This window comes from Alphaproteobacteria bacterium, from assembly GCA_040220875.1.
Taxonomy (GTDB): domain Bacteria; phylum Pseudomonadota; class Alphaproteobacteria; order JAVJVX01; family JAVJVX01; genus JAVJVX01.
On the sequence record JAVJVX010000005.1, the window covers coordinates 764,131 to 780,946 of the forward strand.

General features: G+C 64.9%; 11 protein-coding genes and 1 tRNA gene. 7 read left to right on the plus strand and 5 right to left on the minus strand.

The genetic code is table 11. The features are described from left to right. Together RLQ26_05900 and RLQ26_05905 are read right to left on the minus strand one after the other, a co-directional pair. Positions 1-4,863 (minus strand): NAD-glutamate dehydrogenase, encoded by a 4,863-nt coding sequence (locus RLQ26_05900; GenBank protein MEQ9088257.1) that lies wholly within the window; start codon positions 4,861-4,863, stop codon positions 1-3. 223 nt (positions 4,864-5,086) lie between these two features. Then, positions 5,087-5,161, minus strand: a tRNA-Gly gene (locus RLQ26_05905). A gap of 183 nt (positions 5,162-5,344) precedes the next feature. On the opposite strand from RLQ26_05905, the gene trxA reads away from it, so the two are divergent. The 4 genes from trxA to RLQ26_05925 all read left to right on the plus strand — a co-directional run bounded on the left by trxA (position 5,345) and on the right by RLQ26_05925 (position 7,644). Then, positions 5,345-6,265, plus strand: coding sequence for a thioredoxin (gene trxA / locus RLQ26_05910; protein ID MEQ9088258.1), 921 nt, complete (start codon positions 5,345-5,347; stop codon positions 6,263-6,265). 24 nt (positions 6,266-6,289) lie between these two features. Then, positions 6,290-6,982: an LON peptidase substrate-binding domain-containing protein gene (locus tag RLQ26_05915; GenBank protein ID MEQ9088259.1), complete on the plus strand. Its 693-nt coding sequence runs from the start codon at positions 6,290-6,292 to the stop codon at positions 6,980-6,982. Positions 6,983-7,045: 63 nt separating this feature from the next. Further along, positions 7,046-7,255, plus strand: coding sequence for a Trm112 family protein (locus tag RLQ26_05920; GenBank protein MEQ9088260.1), 210 nt, complete (start codon positions 7,046-7,048; stop codon positions 7,253-7,255). Next, a complete protein-coding gene (locus RLQ26_05925) occupies positions 7,252-7,644 on the plus strand; it encodes a DUF971 domain-containing protein (GenBank protein MEQ9088261.1) in 393 nt (130 codons plus the stop codon). The genes RLQ26_05920 and RLQ26_05925 overlap by 4 nt, the downstream gene beginning before the upstream one ends. A 51-nt stretch (positions 7,645-7,695) precedes the next feature. Here the strand turns inward: RLQ26_05925 and RLQ26_05930 are convergent, their stop codons facing one another. Continuing rightward, entirely contained in the window at positions 7,696-9,003 is a 1,308-nt protein-coding gene (locus RLQ26_05930; protein MEQ9088262.1) for a UbiH/UbiF/VisC/COQ6 family ubiquinone biosynthesis hydroxylase, read from the minus strand. 453 nt (positions 9,004-9,456) lie between these two features. On the opposite strand from RLQ26_05930, the gene RLQ26_05935 reads away from it, so the two are divergent. Next, entirely contained in the window at positions 9,457-10,689 is a 1,233-nt protein-coding gene (locus RLQ26_05935) for an ammonium transporter (protein ID MEQ9088263.1), read from the plus strand. 100 nt (positions 10,690-10,789) lie between these two features. On the opposite strand, the gene RLQ26_05940 is transcribed toward RLQ26_05935, so the two are convergent. Then, positions 10,790-12,091 carry a Rieske 2Fe-2S domain-containing protein gene (locus RLQ26_05940; GenBank protein ID MEQ9088264.1) on the minus strand — a complete coding sequence of 434 codons (1,302 nt, stop codon included), beginning with the start codon at positions 12,089-12,091 and terminating at the stop codon, positions 10,790-10,792. 102 nt (positions 12,092-12,193) lie between these two features. Then, positions 12,194-13,060 (minus strand): alpha/beta hydrolase, encoded by an 867-nt coding sequence (locus RLQ26_05945; protein MEQ9088265.1) that lies wholly within the window; start codon positions 13,058-13,060, stop codon positions 12,194-12,196. A gap of 330 nt (positions 13,061-13,390) precedes the next feature. Between RLQ26_05945 and RLQ26_05950 the strand changes: the two genes are divergently transcribed. Both RLQ26_05950 and RLQ26_05955 read left to right on the plus strand, forming a co-directional pair. After that, positions 13,391-15,892, plus strand: coding sequence for a DNA translocase FtsK 4TM domain-containing protein (locus tag RLQ26_05950; GenBank protein ID MEQ9088266.1), 2,502 nt, complete (start codon positions 13,391-13,393; stop codon positions 15,890-15,892). 61 nt (positions 15,893-15,953) lie between these two features. After that, complete coding sequence (locus RLQ26_05955) at positions 15,954-16,565, plus strand: outer membrane lipoprotein carrier protein LolA (GenBank protein ID MEQ9088267.1); 612 nt, start codon at positions 15,954-15,956, stop codon at positions 16,563-16,565. Positions 16,566-16,816: the final 251 nt, after the last annotated feature.

The following is a 16,816-nucleotide window of genomic DNA, read 5'->3' on the forward strand; positions in this document are numbered from 1 at the left end:
CTAGGCGTTCACCAGGGCGCGGACCTGGCGATTGGCAACAGCCAGCATGGCGATATCGACGGCCGGCGCGGTTTCGAGCTCGTGCAGAATGGCTTCGAGCCGCTTGATTGCATGCGTGCGCGCCGCACCCCAGGCCTCGATCATCACATCCACGTTCTCGATTCCGCCCGCCGTTTCCAGGATCCGCATCGTCAGCGCCGACTGGTTGGCATAAAGATCATCCAGCATGGCATCAACCGCCTGTTTGTCCCAGCGCGATTCGGTCGCCACACCCCGCGCGAAACCGCGCAGCCGATCAAAACCGAACCGCGTACCGGCGCCGAAATATGTCCGCGCCACACCGCTGACCTCGAGACCCTCCGTGCTGGCGATCTTGACGACATCGCAGCCCGAAGCGAGCAGATCGAAACTGGCAACTGTCCAGGCCAGGTCGTCCGGCACGCCGGCCGCCGTAAGCGGCGCCGCCGCCTCGCTCAGCGAGGTGCGATCGCGCTCCGCCACGAGATTGCCGATCTCATCGGCAAGGATGCGTATGCCGGCCCCGTATTCCGCCGTCACCGCCGCCGTATCGATGGGGTGGGGCAGATTGAGCAGGAACCAGAGACTGCAGCGCTGGATCAGATCAGCGATCGCGATCAGCATATCTGTCTGCATGCCCGCCGCTACCCTGTTGTCGAGTGCCTCGATCTCCTCCCAAAGCCGGCGCAGATCGAACACATCGCGCGTGACCGCATAGGCCCGGACGATTTCAGGCAGGTCGAGGCCCGTGCGCTCGGCCATGCGGGTGACGAAGCCGGGCCCGGCCCGGTTGACGAGACTGTTGGTCGCGCGGGTCGCGATGATCTCGCGGCGCAGGCGATGGTCGAGCAGCGCCTGCGTGTGACCTTCGGCCATCTGGGTCGGGAAATATTTGATCAGATCCCCTTCCAGCAATTCGTCATCGGGCAGATCCGAAGGCAGCAGGCCGTCATAAAGGGCGATCTTGGCGTAGCCCAGCAACACCGCCAGTTCGGGCCGGGTCAGGCCCTGGCCCTGGACCTGGCGTTCCGTGAGCTTCTCATCATCGGGCAGGAATTCGATCTGCCGGTTGAGCCGCCCGGAGCGTTCCAGCCAGCGGATCAGCGCGACATGCTCGTCAAGCGCATCCGTCCCGCGCGCCTGCTCCACTGACAGGGCCTGGGTCTGCAGGTAGTTGTCGCGCAGCACAAGCGCGGCCACCTCATCCGTCATCTCCTCGAGAAGCCGGTCGCGTTGCTTCATGGTCATGTCGCCGGCTTCCAGCACACCGCGCAACGCGATCTTGATGTTGACCTCGTGATCCGAGCAATCGACGCCGGCCGAATTGTCGATGGCGTCCGTATTCAGCCGCCCGCCCCCAAGCGCGTATTCGATGCGCCCGCGCTGGGTCACGCCCAGATTGGCGCCTTCGCCGATTACCTGGGCACGGACATCGGCCGCGTCGACACGCAGCGCGTCATTCGCCCGGTCATCGGCCTCGGCCTGGGATTCGGTCATCGCCTTGACGTAAGTGCCGATGCCACCAAACCATAAGAGCTCGGTTTCGGCCGTCAGCATGGTGCGGATCAACTCGGCCGGGGTCATCTTGTCCGACTTGGCGCCAAACAGCGCCTTTATTTCCGGCGTCAGGGTGACGCTCTTGGCCGAGCGTTCGAAAATCCCGCCGCCGTTCGAAATGAGGGATCGGTCATAGTCGGCCCAACTCGAGCGCGGCTCTTTGAACAGCCGCTCGCGCTCGCGGAACCCGGCTTCCGGATCCGGATCGGGATCGATGAAGATATGCTGGTGATTGAAGGCGCCGATCAGCTTGATGTGGCGCGAGAGCAGCATTCCGTTGCCGAAGACATCGCCAGACATGTCGCCGACACCGATGACGGTGAAATCCTCGGACTGGATGTCCTTGCCCATTTCGCGGAAATGGCGTTTGACGGATTCCCAGGCGCCGCGCGCCGTGATCCCCATCTTTTTATGGTCGTAGCCGGCGGAGCCGCCCGATGCGAAAGCATCGTCGAGCCAGAAGCCGTAATCACGCGACACACCATTGGCGATATCCGAGAAGGTCGCCGTGCCCTTGTCGGCCGCGACGACGAGATACGGATCATCATCGTCGTGGCGCAGCACCCCGGCCGGCGCCACTACCGAGCCCTCCTTCAAATTGTCGGTGAGATCGAGGAGGCCGGATATGAAAGTCTTGTAGCAGGCGATGACCTCTTCCATCAGCGCCTCACGTCCGCCCTCCGCCGGCGGCCTCTTGACCACGAACCCGCCCTTGGAGCCAACCGGCACGATGACGGCGTTCTTGACCATCTGAGCCTTCATCAGGCCGAGGATTTCGGTCCGGAAATCCTCGCGCCGGTCGGACCAGCGCAGCCCGCCGCGCGCCACCTTGCCGCCGCGCAGGTGAATGCCCTCGACCCGCGGCGAGTAGACGAAGATTTCGTAGCGCGGCCGCGGCAAGGGCAGGTCATCCACCTCCTCACTGTCGATCTTGAACGACACATATTCCTTGAAGCGCAATTCCGGATCGGGCGTGATTTCGTCGTCCGCCGGCCGGCCTTCGCTTTCCTGGAAAATATTCGTCCGCAGCACCGAACGGAAGAAATTGTGAAACCGGCGCAGGATGCGGTCTTCGTCGAGATTGGCGACCTGCTCCAGCGCCTCTTCGATCCGCACATTGAGCTCTACCGCGCGGACGTGGCGGTGGCCATCGTCCTCGAGATTGAACAGGGTGCGGATGAGCTCGCTGAGAAGCACCACCACATTCGGGTTCCGATCCAGCGTGTCCTGCATATAGGGTTCGGAAAACGTGATGCCCGTCTGACGCAGATACTTGCAACAGGTGCGGAAGTACACAACCTCACGCCAGGTCAGCCCGGCGCGGAGAACCAGTCGGTTGAACCCGTCATCCTCCACCTGGCGGTTCCAGATGCGCTTGAGCAAGTGGTCGAACTTGTCGCGCACGTCATGCACGTCAAGCTCGGCTTCCGAGGTCCAGGAAACGACGAAGTCATGTATCCAGACCTTCGTCGCGCCCTCATTCAGTGAAATCTCGTAGGGAATTTCACTCAGCACCTTCAGCCCGGCATTCTCCAGCATCGGAATGACATCGGAGAGCGTCATCGGCACGCCGGGGAAGAACAGCTTGAGCCCCCAGTTGGTCCCCTTGGCCCCCAGCTTCTGATAGAGCGACGTGCGCAGGTTCATCGTCCTGAGCGTCGCTTCCACCTGGTCGATATCGAGGGTGGCAAATTCTGCCGGCACATTCTCGCTGTAGCTGGTGGGCACGGCGTAGCGATAGCGGCGCCAAAGGGCAAGCCCCTCCTCCTCGCCATTACGGGCGACCAGTGCTTCCTTCAGCTTGTCGGTCCAGCGCGTGGCGGCTTCGGCCAGCTTCGCCTCGATCGCATCGGGGTCGATGTCGGGAATCCTGCCCGGCTCGGTGCTGAGCGCGAAATGAATCCGGGCCAGCGGCCCGTCGCCCACCTCTGTCTGGAACGCGGAGCAGGTCGCATTCAGTTCGCTCTCCAGTATCTCCTGGAACCGGTGACGGATCGCGGTGGCGTAATGGTCTCGCGGCACATAGATCAGGCAGGACAGAAACCGCTGGAACGGATCGGGCCGGAGGAAGAACGCGACGCGCGGGCGTTCCTCGAGGCGCAACAGCCGAATGGCGGCCTCGTAAAGCGTCTCCTCATCCGCCTGCATCAACTCGTCGCGCGGATAGCTTTCCAGCACATGTTCGAGCGCCTTGCCGTCATGGGAGTTGGGCGAGAACCCGGCGCGCGCCATGATCCGGCCCATCTTCTGGCGGATCATCGGGATGACGGAAGGGCGTTCGCGATAGGCGGACGATGTGAAAAGCCCAAGGAACCGGCGTTCGCCCGTTACGTTGCCCGCCCCGTCAAAGAGGCGGATGCCGATATAGTCCATATGCACCGGGCGATGCACTGTCGCCCGGTCATATGCCTTGCGGATGATCAGCACTTCCTTTCGATTGGCGAACTCGCGCTCGGCCTCCGCAAGCGGCGTGCTATGGCGCGCGCGCGATTCCTCGCTCACCTCGCGCAGGATACCAAGACCCGAGTCTTCCCTGAGGCGCACGTATTGTGCACCGTTCTCGGTGACAAGGTCGTAATCGCGACATCCCAGGAAAGTGAAATGGTTGTCCACCATCCATTCCAGAAATGATTTTGCCTCGGCGACATGGCCGGGATCGAGAGGCGGCGGATCGGATTCGAGATCGCGGATCGACTCGCGCATGCGATCGACCACGTTGCGCCAGTCATCCACCGCCAGACGAACGTCATGGAGAATGCCGGCAATACAGGCCTCGATCTCGGGAATGGCGGAGTCCGCCTGCTCCTCGATCTCGATGTGAAGGAAAGATTCCTGAACGGCGCCTTGCTCGCCCGCCTCGCCCAGGCCCAGCCATTCGCCCTCGGCACCGCGGAGCACACTGACGATCGGGTGAATGGTCAGATGGACGAGAAGGTCGCGCCGGTTGAGCTCGTTGACGACGGAATCGACGATAAACGGCATGTCGTCATTGACAACCTGGATGACCGTATGCGGACAGGCCCAGCCATGCTCATCGATATGAGGATTGAGAACGCGGATGCGGGGCTTGCCGGCCGGGCGGCGGGCGCCGAGTTGCCAGAGCGAGAGGGCGGCGCCGTAGAGATTGCTCGCCGTGCGGCCGGCCAGGTCTTCGAAGGAGACATGGTGGTAGAACCGTTCGGTAAAGCGCGCCACCGCGTCAGCGTCGTTGGCCGGAACGCGCTCGCGCACCTCGCTCAGAATTTCGGCGAGGACATCCGCCTTGCGCTGCTGCTGCGACTGACTCATGGACCCTGATGCCTCCGGTTCGCGCGACTCTGCCCCGCGGGGGCGATCGGACTATCCCCCGGAATCGCGGCAACGCTGTGAATTTGGCGCAACTATGTGAAATTATGGGAAAAAAATAGTTAACGCCAGCGTGGCCCCGGGGCGCGGCGGGGAAACCCGCCCGCGGGCGGGGTCGACTTGGCCGAAATGGCCGGGATTTCTGACGGAGCAGGCGGGGGCCGGCTGGAGCGGGAGACGGGATTTGAACCCGCGACCCTCACGTTGGCAACGTGATGCTCTACCCCTGAGCTACTCCCGCGTTCTGGCTCGGCCCGGCCCCAAATCGGGGGCCGAGGACGGGCGATCATACGCTTCACGCGCCGCTTTGCAAGAGGGCGCGACGGGCCCGTTCGGCGCGCCGGACAGGCCCGCGAGGGCTTGTCAGCGCCCGGTTGAGGCCCCATGTTTGGCACGGACACGAGACATTTTTCCGGACCCGACCATGACAGAACCCATTATTGGCGAGGGGACCACGCCCGCGGGCGGGCCGCTCATCAAGGACACCGATACCGCCAGTTTTGAGGCGGATGTCATCCACGCCTCCCGCGAGACCCCGGTGATCGTGGATTTCTGGGCGCCCTGGTGCGAGCCCTGCAAGCAACTTACCCCCGTCCTCGAGCGCGAGGTCCGGGCCGCGGCGGGTGAGGTGCAGCTGGTCAAGGTCAATATCGACGAGAACCAGGAATTGGCCCAGCAGCTGCGCATCCAGTCCATCCCCACCGTCTACGGCTTTCAGGACGGGCAACTGGTGGACGGCTTCAATGGCGTGGTGCCGGAAAGCCAGATTCGCCAGTTCATCGACCGGCTATGCCAGGGCGGCGTGCCCGGGCGCGAGGGCTCGGTCACCCAGGCCCTGAACGCGGCCAAGGACGCCTTCGCCGAGGGCGATTACCAGCGCGCCGGTGGGCTCTATCAGCAGGTGGCCCAGCAACAGCCGGATAACCTCGAAGCGGCGGGCGGCATTATTCGCTGCCTCGTGCAGCTCGGGCATGTGGCCGAAGCGCGCCAGCTCATGGACCAGATCCCGGCGGATCAGCGGACCCATCCCGATCTCGCGACGGCCGTGGCGGCGCTTGAGATCATGGGCGAGGGGGCATCCGATTCGGAGGTGCAGGCCCATGCCGACAAAGTCGCCGCCGATCCCGCCAATCATCAGGCGCGCTTCGAGTACGCCGAGGCGCTGTTCAGCGCCGGGCGTCAGAAAGAGGCGGTGGATGAGCTGCTTCATATATTCCGCGCGGACCGCGCCTGGAACAATGGCGCGGCGAAGGAGCAGTTGCTCAAATTCTTCGAGGCGCTCGGGCACGAACATCCCGTGACCATGGAAGGGCGGCGCACCCTGTCCTCGATGCTGTTCTCATGACCCCCGGCAGCGTGTGACGCCGATATGAGCGGTCGCAACAGGTTCGAACCCCGCTTCGAGGAACTGCCGGATATTCTGCCGGTCTTTCCGCTGGCGGGGGTGCTGTTGCTGCCGGGCGGCAAGCTGCCGCTCAACATCTTCGAGCCGCGCTATCTGAATATGGTGAGCGACGCACTCGCCGGCCCGCGCCTCATTGGCATGATCCAGCCCAAACTGTCCCGCGGCGAGGCGGGCCTGGGCGACTTCAACCCGCCGCTCTACGCGATGGGCTGCGCCGGCCGGATCACCAGCTTCGCCGAGACCGAGGACGGGCGCTACATGATCACCCTGACCGGGCTGTGCCGGTTTCGCACCATCGGCGAATTGTCGCCCAGGGATGGCTATCGCCGGGTGACGCCGGACTGGGGTCCTTATCGGGCCGACATGATCGAACCGCGCGAGAGGGTGGCGGAAGAGATCGACCGCGCGCGCCTGCTGAAGGCGATCCGCGCCTATTTCAGAGTGAAGGAAATCAAGACGGACTGGGAGGCGGTCGAGGGCAGCGAAACGGTGCATCTTGTCAACACGCTGGCCATGTCCTGCCCCTTCGATCCGCCCGAAAAACAGGCCCTTCTGGAGGCCGAGGACTTCCGCCATCGGGCCGAGATCGCCATCGCGCTTCTGGAAATGGGGGCGGCCGAGACCGAGGATGACGAGACCCCGTTCCGCCGCCAGTAGACGGCCGGCAATCCGACTGCCACAGACAGCCGCTTTGGACAGACCTGAAGGACATACACGACCATGACCCACGAGAGCGCCGATCCCGATCCCCGCGATGTGGACCCGAAATTGCTAGAAATACTTGTCTGCCCGCTCACCAAGGCGCCGCTCAGGTATGATCGCGACCGCCAGGAGCTGATCAGCGAAAAGGCGGGATTGGCCTATCCGATCCGCGACGGGATTCCCATCATGCTGGTGGATGAGGCGCGCGACCTGGAGGGCGGCGCGTGACCGGCGCGCCGGCGCGCGATAATCCGCTCGGCGCGGCGCACTGGCCGGTCGAAATCCGGCTTCGCTCGGCCGAAAAGATTCTTTCCGTGACATTCGATAATGGCGAAGTGTTCGACCTTCCGGCCGAGTATCTTCGCGTCGAAAGCCCGTCGGCCGAGGTGCAGGGCCATGGCGGCGAGGAGAAGAAGATCGTGGCGGGCCGGCGCCATGTGGGCATTCTCGAGCTCGAGCCCGTCGGCAATTATGCCGTCCGGATCAAGTTCGATGATCTTCACGATAGCGGGCTCTATTCCTGGAAATATCTTTACGAGTTGGGGCGGAATTTTGACTCGCGCTGGGCCGCCTACCTGGCCGCGCTGCGGCGCGAGGGGCTCAGCCGCGAGCCATAAGGCGCGCCGGCGCCTACACCTGGCGCCCACACCCGGCGCCCACAGCCGGTGCTAGAGCGGCAAGCCGCGCGCGAGGCGCGGCATCGAATCCGCCGAGCCGGTTTCGATCCCCATCGCATGGCGCATGAAAAAACGTTTCAGCGCCGGCATGTTGTTGACGGCAGCGAGCCCCAGCCCGCGCAGCACGCGCACCGGCGCAATATCATTGGAGAAGAGCCGGTTAAGCCCGTCGGTCGCGGCCAGAAGGGCCAGCGTGTCGGCCCGGCGCGCCCGGTCATAGGCCTCGAGCAGCGGGCCCGCGAGATCGAGCCCGAGGCGATGATGATCGACGATGAGCTCGGCCAGGGTCGCGACATCGCGAAGGGCGAGGTTGAACCCCTGCCCCGCGATCGGATGGATGGCATGGGCCGCGTCCCCCACGAGCACGAGACGGTCTTGGTATAGCCGGTGGGCAAAGGTGACGCCTAGCGGGTAGAGGGCGCGCGGCCCCACGAGGGACAGATCGCCATACCACTCACCGAACCGGCGACGGAATTCTTCGAGAAACTCATCCTCCGGCAGACGCACGAGGGCGGCAGCCAGATCCTTGTCTTCGGTCCAGACGATGGACGAGCGGTTGTGCTGCATCGGCAGGACCGCGAACGGGCCGGCCGGCAGGAAATGCTCGATCGCCACGCCCTGATGCGGGCGCGAATGGGCGATGGTGCAAACGATGCTGGCCTGGTGGTAGCGCCAGTCGCTGACGGGGATGCCCGCCTCCCGGGCCAGCCGTGACGGACGCCCGTCCGCCGCCACGACAAGCCGGGCGCGGACCCGCTTTTCCCGCCCGTCGGGTCCCGCCAGAACGGCGAGCGCGGCCGGCGCGCCGGGGACGGCCGACTGGTCAAGGCGCTTCAGGAGATGGCCGCGCCACAACCCGATGCTTGGCCGCGCTCGCACCTTTTCCATCAACGCGCGCCGGATAAAGCGGTTCTCGACGATAAAGCCGAGCGGCTCGTCGCCGACATCGCGATGGTCGTAATGCAGGAAGAGCGTGCTTTCAGCCTCGGACACCCGGATGTCCAGGATCGGCGACGCCTCGCGGGCGAGCCCATCCCACAACCCAAGCGCATCCAGGATATGCTTGCCGCCAAGCGCGATCGCCGTGGTGCGCCCGTCGAATCCGGCCTCTTCCGCCCGCGCCGGGTCCTCGCGATCGACGACCGCGATCCGGAGGGTACCGGCCCCGCCGGTGACGGCGCCGGCGAGGGCCTCGGCCAGGGTGAGGCCCACCATGCCCCCCCCGATGATGAGAACATCGCAGCTCGCATGCGCCTCGGGGTCGGACATATCGGACGGAACGACGGAAACCTCTGTCATGCCTGCGCCAGCTCATTCAAATCCGGTTTGGCCCATCATAGCGATAATCGCCGGCGGGCCGGCCGCGACAATTCAGCCGGGCGCCCGAATTGCATAATAATTGGTCATACAAACCGCGTCTCCCCCTGTTTGCTTATAATTCGGGCATTTTTATTCGGGCCGATGCCCAGCCAGCCCGGCCCCGTTGGGGCAAATATCTGATCTGTAAAGGATTATTCGTCGAGCCGCGGGCCGGCACGGGAATTGAATAGTCCCCGACCGGGCAGCGGGGCGACCGGCCGGGTCGCGCCCGCCCGCCACAGACGACTGCCGCCACCGGGGCGACGGCCCAACAGGGACAACGAGACAGAGTAGGGGATAACTGGCGTGACCTTCAAAAACACCGCTCGCCGCGCACGGCTCACAAGAACCGCCTTCGGGCCGCTTGCCTTGGCTGTTCCGGGATTTCTGGCCATGACCACAGGGGCCGGCGCGGCCGATCCCGTCCTCGATACGGGTGACACCGCCTGGATGCTGACCTCGACGGCGATCGTGCTGATGATGACCATTCCGGGCCTGGCGCTCTTCTATGGCGGCATGGTGCGCAAGCAGCACGTGCTGAGCGTGCTGATGCAGTGTTTCGCGATTACCGGTATTGCCTCGGTCCTGTGGATGGTGGCCGGGTATTCTATCGCCTTCGCCGAGGGCACGCCCTATTTCGGCGGGCTGGATTTCTTCATGTTGTCGGGCCTTACGGTCGACGCGCTCTCCGGCACGATTCCCGAAAGCGTTTTCATCATGTTTCAGATGACTTTTGCCATCATCACCACGGCGCTGATCGTGGGCGCCGTGGTTGACCGGATGAGGTTTTCGGCCCTCGTGGTCTTTGCCGCGCTCTGGATGCTGCTCGTCTATGCCCCCGTCTGCCACTGGGTCTGGGGCGGCGGATTTCTCGGTGATGACGGCGTGCTCGATTTCGCGGGCGGCACGGTGGTGCACATCAATGCCGGCGTGGCGGGCCTGGTCGCCTGTCTCGTCATCGGCAAGCGCACGGGCTACGGCACCGAGAACATGGCGCCGCACAATCTCACACTCAGCCTGATCGGCGCATCGATGCTGTGGGTCGGCTGGTTCGGGTTCAACGCGGGCTCGGCCGTGGGCGCCAATGGCGGCGCGGGCATGGCCATGCTGGTGACCCAGATCGCCACCGCGGCGGCGGCGCTGACCTGGATGTTCGTCGAATGGGCGCTCAGGGGGAAGCCCAGCGTGCTGGGCATTATCTCGGGCGCCATTGCGGGGCTCGTGGCCGTCACGCCGGCCTCGGGCTTCGTCGACCCGGCGGGCGCGCTCTGCATCGGCATCGCCTCGGGTGGCATCTGCTACTGGGCCGCGGTCAGCGTCAAGCAGGCGCTCGGCTACGACGATTCCCTCGATGTCTTCGGCATTCACGGCGTGGGCGGTATCGTTGGCGCTGTCCTTACGGGCGTATTCGCGGTCGAGGCGATCGGCGGGACGCCCGGTGCGCTCGAGGGAAATCTCGGCCAGATCTGGACCCAGATCTACGGCATCCTCGCCACGATCATCTATTCCGGGATCGCGACCTTCATTCTGCTCAAGGTCATCGATCTTGTTATCGGCCTCCGGGTCGATGCCGATGCGGAGCGTGAAGGCCTCGACCAGGCGCTGCACGGCGAATCGGTTTCATAAGTCGCGTCAGCCCGCCAAGGGCAAATTGGGCGCCGTTTCCCTCTCTCCGGAACGGCGCCCATTTTTTGATTTCGCTTGCCGCTCCTGAGCCCGGCGGCAATCAGCGCTTGAACCGGCCCTTGGTGTGATCGGGCTTCTGGATACCCCGTGCCTGGTCGCTGGCGAAGATTCGCCACATCAGCAATTCGATGTCCGGCTGATTGAGCCGCTCGAGCTCCCATCCGCCTTCCTCGTCATAGAACTTCGTCGTGCCTTCCCGCGCGAAGGCGTCGGCGCTGGTAAAGTCCTCGACCACCGGCACCTCCCAACGCACGCGGCCAAGCTCGCCGGTCTCCCAATCCTCGCGCTCGGCCTCGCTGGAAACGCGCCGCCAGCCGCACTGGATGTAGTAGTGGGAGGTTGCGTCGCGTGGCACGTAATATTCATTGTGAAACAGGCCGGGATACGGCCAGGGATCCACCTTGAGACCACAAGGCAGCCACAGCCCGACCTTGGTGGTGTAGTTCACCTCGCCCATGGCGCGGATCTCCGCCTCGTCCTTGTCATAGGCAAGCGGCAGGACGACTTCGACCGGGCCCCGGTTCCTGTTGGCGGGAATGGTGGCGCGGAACCGAGGATGCGTGGCCTGCTGATCGCGGGTAAACCCCCGGGGGCCGCCGTCATCGGCGACGTAAGTCGTGGTTTCGACCACCTGCGCCGGTTCGGGTGCGAAACCGAAGGCGGCGGGTATCTGAAGGTTGATGTTGAAGGGTGACCAGTTGTGGATGAAATGGTGGCTGGGATCATAGCCGCCCTCGCACCCAAGCCGCCAATTGGCATGGACGACATAGGGCTCGGCCACGCGGACCGCCATATCCGGGTCGAGAAATCCGGGCGGCACGTCATGGGCCAGCGGCGGCGGGTCAATATCGCCAACGAAGCAGAAGACCAGGCCCTTCGCCTCCTCGACCGGATAGATCTTGATCCCCGCCTGCCCGGCCATGGACGAGGTTGGATCATTGAGAATGCAGGCGATCGTCCCGTCATCGAGGTTATAGGTGAAGGCGTGATGCCAGCAGGTGATCGTGTCGTCCGTATAGAGGAGCGGACGGCATGAGAGGCGCGCCCCGCGATGGGCACACCGGTCTTCAAGCGCGTAGAGTTTCCCCGCCTTGTTGCGAACGAACAGGATTTCCTCGCCCATCAGCACCACCGCCTTGCCGGCGCCGGGGGCGAGATCGCGGGCCGGGAACACCGGGTACCAGTGGTTGCGGAAGCCGAGCTCGGCCTCCACCCACCGCGCCCAGGGCTTCGTGCCCCCGGGCGGGATGGGCGCGGCCTCGACGCCGGTCATGTCCGGCACCCAGGCCGCGCTCCGATACAGAAGATCGCTTGTGATGTCGCTCGATTTTGTTCGGTTCATCGCCGCTCCCCCAGGCCCTGGCACGACCACCCCGGCACATCGCCGGTCTCAGCCGAAACGTTACGGCGATTTTTGGACCAGGGGAACCGGGGGCGTGCGGGGCTACTTGCGCAGAAAATCGATATGGACCCGGTTGAATTCCTCGGGCTCTTCCCATTGCGGCCAATGGGCACTGTTTTCCAGCACCACCATTTCGCTGTTGGGGATGAGCGCCGCGCCCTTCTCTGCCACCGGCACGGTCTGGCCAGGATTGTGGCGAGTCCACAACACCAGGGTCGGGCAGGCGAGCTTCTTGAGAAGCTCGGGGTTGTACCATTTCTCCTGCCGGGCGGGATCCAGCAGCGTGCCGATGCTCTGTTCGGCAATGCGCCGGATAATCGCGGCGCGCCCCGGTGCCGAATAGATTCTGTGTCGGATGTCCACAAGCTCTTCCGTCACGCTGTGATCCTCGTACATGAGCCAGCGGATGCGCGCGCGGATCGCCTCGCGGTCGGGAGCCCCGGTCGCCTTGCGGCTGCGCTCCAGGAGGTCCTGCAACTCCTTCTCGCCCTCCTTGTCCGCCGGCAGCATCATGCCGGTGTTCATGACAATCTTGTTGACCCGGTCGGGATGCGCGAGGGCAAACCATGAGGACACCGTGGCGCCCAGCGATTCGCCGGAGACATGAACGCGGTCTGCTCCGATGGCGTCGACGAAATTCTTGAGGAAATCGACATAGTCCTGCATCCCGTATTCGATATCGGGCATGTCGGTATAACCGTGCCCGACCATGTCGATGGCGTAGACGTGGAAGTGCTTTGCATGCGCCTCGATATTGCGCAGATACGCTTCCGCATGGCCGCCTGTGCCGTGGAGGAAAATCAGCGTCGGCCCGTCGCCGGCTTCGATCGCGCGGGTGCGGACGCCTCCCGCGTCGTAATAGGTCTGCTTGAATTCCACCCCGGCCAGATCGGTCCAAATCGTACTCATGCAATTATCCTTTTTTCGTTGGTCCGGCCCGGCTCCGGCGGATGACCCCAGGGCGGGCGCGGCATTGACTGAAAGCGGGCGCCATCCTACCGGCAGGGCGGGGGATGAAACAATGGAAGACCAAAAATCCTCGTCCCGGTAGGGTGGAGACAAACCATAAAACGCAATATGTTGCGGGCACCGGATGGGTTACCTTGTGCCGGCCCGCTGGCGCCGGTGCCGCCGTGGCGATCCCTTGCGGGCCGCAGGCAATACACAAGGGACCTTCGGGGCAGGCGAAGTTCAGATCGGGGCGACCGGCACGAATGCCGGCTTGCCGGAAAGCCGGGCATGGCAAAGCGGAAGAAGACTGGGCAACACCGGATCATTCCCGAGCCCCTCCGTCAGGGGCTCAGACAGGGCGGCGTGCTGGTGCGGGGGGCTGTTCTGGCCGTGCTCGGCCTCGCGACCGTTCTGGCGCTGGCGAGTTTCGATGCGGCCGACCCGTCCTTCAACCGCGCCACGCCGGCGCCCCCGGCCAACTGGCTGCACCTGCCGGGCGCCTACGGTGCCGACCTCCTGCTGCAAACGCTGGGCCTCGCCGCCATTTTGATCGGGCTCGCGCTTCTGGCGTGGGGCGGGCAAATCCTGTTTCGTCCCGAGCACCGCCTGTCACGCCCCTGGCTGCGCCTGTGCCTGCTGCCGCTCGCCGTGCTCCTGGGCGCGGTCGCGCTGGCCGGCGTGCCGGCTCCCCATGCGTGGCCCTTCAGCGCCGGGCTCGGGGGGGTCACGGGCGCGCTCGGCATCAGCCGGGCGGCCGAGATCGTGAACATCTGGTGGGGGCTCGACCAGGCCCGCCCCCTCGTCGCCATCGCGGCCGCCCTGCCGGGACTGGCGGCGGGCATCTGGGCGCTCGGCTTCGAGGCGTCGGAATGGTCCTGGGCGGGCCGCAACCTGCGCGCCGGCGCGGCCTGGATTGGTGGCCACGCGACCTCTGCCCTCGGCCTTGCGGCCCGCGGCATTGCCGCCCTTCTCCTCTGGCTTTGGGGCACCGCGCGCCGCGCCCTCGCCCGCCTCAAAGGGGGCCATGTCGCGATCCCCGATGTCGCGGCCTTCGTCAAGGACCACCTGCCGAGGGTCACGGTTTCTCCGCCGCCGGCACTGCAGGGCGAGGCCGGTGCGCCGGCCGCGCCGGCGGATCCGCCGGCCGCGCCCACGCCGGAAGGGTTTCGCGCGACCGCGGAAGGCAGCCGGGAGCCTGTGGTGACGCCCCGGCCCAGACCGGCGCCGGGCAAGCGTGCGGAAGCTGCGCGACAGGCGCGGCTTAATCTGGGGGGCGAATCCTACGAGATGCCGGGGCTCGAGCTTCTGACCGAAGCACCGCCCGGACGACGGACGGCGGCGCAGAACAATGAGAGCCTCAAGCAGAATGCCCGCATGCTGGAATCGGTGCTTGAGGATTTCGGCATCAAGGGCGAGATCACCGAGGTGCGGCCGGGGCCTGTGGTCACGCTTTACGAACTGGTTCCGGCGCCGGGGGTCAAGACGTCTCGCGTTGTGGCGCTGGCCGATGACATCGCACGCTCGATGAGCGCGGTATCGGCCCGCGTCGCCGTGGTGCCGGGGCGGAATGCGATCGGCATTGAACTGCCCAATAGCGAGCGCGAGACTGTCTGTCTCCGCGAAATTCTGGGGTCCAGCACGTATGAGCGAAGCACGGCCCGGCTGCCGCTTGTGCTTGGCAAGGATATAGGCGGCGCCCCTGAGATCGTCGACCTTGCCCGAATGCCGCATCTTCTGATTGCCGGCACGACGGGCTCGGGCAAGTCGGTGGCGATCAACGACATGATCCTTTCGCTCCTGTACCGGCTGACGCCGGATGAGTGCAAGCTCATCATGATCGACCCGAAAATGCTCGAGCTGTCGATATACGAGGGGATTCCCCACCTGATCGCTCCCGTGGTGACCGAGCCCAAGAAGGCGGTTGTCGCCCTTAAATGGGCGGTGCGGGAAATGGAGACGCGCTACCGCAACATGTCCAAGCTCGGGGTGCGCAATATCACCGGCTATAACGAGCGGGTGGGCGAAGCCAAGGGCAAGGGCGAGGTGCTGAGCCGGCGCATTCATACCGGATACGACGAGGAGACCGGCAAGCCGGTCTATGAGGACGAGACTCTCGACCTCACGCCGATGCCCTATATCGTCATCATCGTCGACGAGATGGCAGATCTCATGCTGGTCGCCGGCAAGGATATCGAGGCGACGATCCAGCGGCTCGCTCAGATGGCGCGGGCCGCCGGCATTCACCTCATCATGGCGACGCAGCGCCCGTCGGTCGATGTCATCACCGGCACCATCAAGGCTAATTTCCCCAACCGGATCAGCTTTCAGGTCACGTCGAAGATCGATTCGCGGACCATCCTGGGTGAGCCCGGCGCCGAACAGCTGCTCGGCCAGGGCGACATGCTGCACATGGGATCGGGTGGCCGCATCGCGCGCGTGCATGGTCCCTTCGTCAGCGACGAGGAGGTCGAGGCCGTGGTCGCCGCGCTCCGCGCGCAGGGCGAGCCGGCCTATCAGGAAGCGGTGACCGAGGAGATCGAGGACGGCACCGGGGGGGACAGCGGTGCCGGCAATCGCGACGGGTATGACGAGCTGTTCGACGAGGCGGTTGCGCTGGTTGTGCGCGAGGGGAAGGCGTCGACCAGTTTTGTCCAGCGGCATCTGCAGATCGGCTACAACCGGGCGGCGCGCATCATCGAACAGATGGAACGCGACGGCGTGGTCAGCCCGGCCGATCGCGTGGGCCGGCGCGAAGTACTGGCGCCGGGCCGGGACGAGGCGACCGGGTGAGACGGGGGGGCCGGATCCGGCTGCCCTCGTTCCGCCATCGGGCGCGGGCAGACTGGCAGCAATGACGATCTTTCGGACATGCCTGCGGATTTTGGGCGTTGCCGCGCTCGCCCTGATCATCGCCCGGCCGGGAACGTCCGGCGCGGCCAGCGACCTGGCGCGGGTCGAAGCATATCTCGACGGGCTCGACCAGTTTCGCGCCGAGTTCACGCAGTACGCGCCCGGCGGCCAGGTGAGCCGCGGCAAGCTCTATATGAAACGGCCCGATTCCCTGCGGCTCGAATACGCCCCGCCGGAGACGCTGCTTGTCGTGGGCGACGATGGCTGGCTTACCCTTTACGACCGGGAATTGGAGCAGGCCGACAGGATCCAGACACGGGACACGCCGGCCGGTATTTTGTTGCGTGACCGAATTGATTTTTCCGACGATGTGACCCTCCGCCGGCTTTCGCGCGAGGGAGGGCTGTTGCGGGTGACCCTGCAAAATGCCGAGCAGCCCGAAGCGGGGTTCCTGACCCTGATTTTCGAGGATGATCCGCTGATCCTCCGGCAATGGACCGTGCGGGATCCGCAAGGGCTCGAGACCACTGTGGTGCTCGAATCCCTGGATCGGGGGGCTGATCTCGATCCGGCCCTGTTCAAGTTTGACGCGCCCCTCTGGACGGATCGGTAAAAACCTCTCGGCGGCGCTGGTTTCTGCGGTTTCGAGGAATAAATGCCGAAGCCTCTTGAAGACACCTTTGATAGTTTCTAAATTGTACGAAAGGAGAGGTCCAGGATCGGCGCCTTCCCCCCTAGACGCCACGACCTCTCCCCGGAATGCGTTACCCCGCGCATTTCGATCTCCGGCCGGAGACTGGACCCCTGGTCAGCCCCCTGACCAGGGGTCCTCTACTTTCCCCGAACGGCCCCGCCAGGTAGTGC

Excerpts from the sequence above, each read along its gene's own strand:
- RLQ26_05900 (MEQ9088257.1), bottom strand. The coding sequence starts at position 4,863 with ATGAGTCAGTCGCAGCAGCAGCGCAAGGCGGATGTCCTCGCCGAAATT.
- trxA (MEQ9088258.1), top strand. The coding sequence starts at position 5,345 with ATGACAGAACCCATTATTGGCGAGGGGACCACGCCCGCGGGCGGGCCG.
- RLQ26_05915 (MEQ9088259.1), top strand. The coding sequence starts at position 6,290 with ATGAGCGGTCGCAACAGGTTCGAACCCCGCTTCGAGGAACTGCCGGAT.
- RLQ26_05920 (MEQ9088260.1), top strand. The coding sequence starts at position 7,046 with ATGACCCACGAGAGCGCCGATCCCGATCCCCGCGATGTGGACCCGAAA.
- RLQ26_05930 (MEQ9088262.1), bottom strand. The coding sequence starts at position 9,003 with ATGACAGAGGTTTCCGTCGTTCCGTCCGATATGTCCGACCCCGAGGCG.
- RLQ26_05935 (MEQ9088263.1), top strand. The coding sequence starts at position 9,457 with ATGACCACAGGGGCCGGCGCGGCCGATCCCGTCCTCGATACGGGTGAC.
- RLQ26_05940 (MEQ9088264.1), bottom strand. The coding sequence starts at position 12,091 with ATGAACCGAACAAAATCGAGCGACATCACAAGCGATCTTCTGTATCGG.
- RLQ26_05945 (MEQ9088265.1), bottom strand. The coding sequence starts at position 13,060 with ATGAGTACGATTTGGACCGATCTGGCCGGGGTGGAATTCAAGCAGACC.
- RLQ26_05950 (MEQ9088266.1), top strand. The coding sequence starts at position 13,391 with ATGGCAAAGCGGAAGAAGACTGGGCAACACCGGATCATTCCCGAGCCC.
- RLQ26_05955 (MEQ9088267.1), top strand. The coding sequence starts at position 15,954 with ATGACGATCTTTCGGACATGCCTGCGGATTTTGGGCGTTGCCGCGCTC.